Consider the following 2,666-nt stretch of genomic DNA (forward strand, 5'->3'; position numbering starts at 1 on the left):
AACTCGCAGATCGCCGCCCCGGCGAGGGGCAGCGCGGCGACCGCGGCCCGGATCGTGTCGAGCAGCTGCGCGAGGCTCAGCCCGAAGGGCACGGGCGCGTGCACCGCGCCGAACTCGGCGGGGTCGAGCACATCCAGGTCGACGTGGACGTAGAGCCGGGTGGCCCCCGTCGCGAGCAGGGCGTCCCGGATCTGGGCGGGGGTGGCCTGGGGGGAAAGCGGTTCGATCCCGGCGTTCGCCAGCTCGACGAGTTCCTCGGCGTCGGCCTCGCGCGTGCCCGCGAGCACGACGCGGGCGGGGTCGATCGTGTGGGCGGGGATCATCTCGGGCTCGCCGTCGCCGATCGCCGCGCGGAGCACCATCCCCGAGGCCGAACCGGACGGGGAGGTCGCGGGGTGCTGGAAATCGGGGTGCGCGTCGAGCCAGAGCACCGCGAGCTGCTCGGGGCCGTGCCGCTCGGCGGCGTGGGCCAGCCCGGCCAGGTCAGCGGCGCAGTCGCCGCCGACGATGATCGCCGGGCCGTCCGAGCCGCGCAGGGCCGTGGTGAGGGCGTCTCGGACGCGGAGCACGCTACCGAGCCGCTGCACGGGGGTGCCCAGGGAATCGCCCGCCTCCATCGGCACCGGCACCTGGACCGTGGCCGAGGGCGGCAGGTCCTCGCGGAGCGCCTCGGCGCCGTCGATGAGGCGCATCGCCCGGGACGAGGGCGAGCCCTGCCACTCGGGCACCAGGAAGAAGCGGACGGCGTTCTCGGGCATAGGGGGTCCTCACAGCAGACTCGGTCGGACAGGTACCCTCATGCTACGCGGCGCGGGGGCGGAGCGGCTGGGTCGCGGCTGAACCGCACCCGGTTTGCGCCCTGCCGGGAGCGAACACGATCTAGCGCGCGCGGTCCTCGGGATCCGTGACGAAGTCGATCAGCTCCTCGACCCGGCCGAGCAGGCTCGGCTCCAGGTCTCGGAAGGAACGCACCCGGCCGAGGATCCGCTGCCAGGCGCGCGCGATGTCCGCCTGGCTCTCGGCGGGCCACCCGAGGTGCTGGCAGATGCCGCGTTTCCACTCGATCGTGCGGGGCACCACGGGCCACTCGCTCAGGCCGATCCGCTCGGGGCGGACCGCCTGCCAGACATCCACATAGGGGTGGCCGACGACGAGGACGTGCTGGCGCATCGCGGGGGGCACCGCGGCCTCGATCAGTCGGCTCTCCTTGCTCCCGCGGACGAGGTGGTCGACGAGCACCCCGGCCCGGCGGCCCCGCCCGGGGCCAAAGTCGGCGAGCACGTCCGCGAGGTGATCGACGCCCTGCAACAGCTCGACGACGACGCCCTCGACGCGGAGGTCGTCCCCCCACACCTTCTCCACGAGTTCCGCGTCGTGCTTGCCCTCGACGAAGATCCGGCTCGGCATCGCGACGCGGGCCCGCTGCTGCTCCACGGCGAAGGAACCGGAGGCGGTGCGCGTCTTCGCGGAGGAGGCGGGCTTCGGGGTGGGCGGGCCGATCTCGACGGGCACGCCGTCGACGAGGAAGCCGTCCGTGACGGGGAAGCCGCGGACCCGGCCGCGGTAGTCTTCCAGCTCGACCACGCCCTGCCGGTAGCTGACCACGGCACCGCACCACTCGGATTCGGTGTGCTCGATCACGACGCCGGGGTCGGCGGCCACGCGCTCGCGGACCACGGGTCGGCGCTTGCCGAAATCGCGGAGGACATCGCCTGAGTACCGATCATCGTTCACGCCCTCGATGCTACGCGGCGGGAGCGCTCGGCGGGGGAGGGCCCGCGAGCCCGGGCGCGTCGGGCAGAATGGGGAGCCTATGGATGAATCTCCCGGGCGGCGTCGCCGCTCCCTCATGGTCGATCTGACCCCGCTGCGGCAGAGCCCCGCGTTCGCCCGGCTCTGGGCGGGCAGCGCCCTCGCGGGCATCGGCGCGCAGGTCACCGTGGTCGCGGTGGGCCTGCACCTCTACCACCTGACCGAGTCCACCCTCGCAGTCTCCCTCGTCGCGCTGTGGTCGCTCATCCCGATGATCGCCGCGGGGCTCTGGGGCGGCATGCTCGCCGATGCCTTTGACCGGCGGCGGGTCGCCCTGCTCGCCGCGACCGGGTCGTGGCTGAGCATCGCCGTGCTCACCCTCATCACGCTGCTGGGCAACGAGGCCACCTGGCCGCTGTATCTGCTCACCGCGATCAACGCGGCCTCCGCGACGATCCTGGGCACGACCCGGGCCGCAATCCTGCCCCGGCTGCTGCCGCCCGCGCTGCTGCCCGCCGCGGCGGCCCTCAGCGGGATCAGCATGGGCCTCATGGTCACGGTCGGGCCCGCGGTGGCCGGCGTGCTCGTCGCTGTTGTCGGCTACGGCTGGACCTACCTCGTTGACGTGGTGCTGTTCAGCGCCGCCTTCCTCGGGGTCGCCACCCTGCCGAGGATCGTCCCCGAGGGCACGGCGGCCCGGCCGGGGCTGAAGTCGCTCGCCGAGGGGATGCGCTTCCTGCGCAGCGCCCCGAACGTCCGGGCCACCTTCGTGGTGGACATCATCGCGATGACCTTCGGCACCCCGCGCGCCGTGTTCCCCGCGGTCGGCGCGCTCGTGATCGGCGGCGGCCCCGTCACCGTCGGCGTGCTCACCGCCGCCTACGCGATCGGGGCGCTCGTGTGCAGCCTGCTCT

At 73.7% G+C, this 2,666-nt stretch carries 3 protein-coding genes; 1 reads left to right on the forward strand and 2 read right to left on the reverse strand.

The genetic code is table 11. The features are described 5' to 3' along the window. Both OOT08_RS12995 and OOT08_RS13000 read right to left on the reverse strand, forming a co-directional pair. On the reverse strand, positions 1-758 hold a 758-nt coding region (locus tag OOT08_RS12995), incomplete at its 3' end, for an arginase family protein (protein ID WP_325093176.1). A 121-nt stretch (positions 759-879) separates the two neighbouring features. Then, the gene (locus tag OOT08_RS13000) at positions 880-1,734 is read right to left on the reverse strand and encodes a DUF3097 domain-containing protein (protein ID WP_325093177.1); all 855 of its coding nucleotides are present in this window, start codon (positions 1,732-1,734) and stop codon (positions 880-882) included. Positions 1,735-1,813: 79 nt separating this feature from the next. Here OOT08_RS13000 and OOT08_RS13005 point away from each other — a divergent pair. Continuing rightward, on the forward strand, positions 1,814-2,666 hold an 853-nt coding region (locus tag OOT08_RS13005; protein ID WP_325093178.1), incomplete at its 3' end, for an MFS transporter.

The sequence above is a fragment of the Leucobacter sp. M11 genome (assembly GCF_035726885.1).
Taxonomy (GTDB): Bacteria; Actinomycetota; Actinomycetes; order Actinomycetales; family Microbacteriaceae; genus JAPFRB01.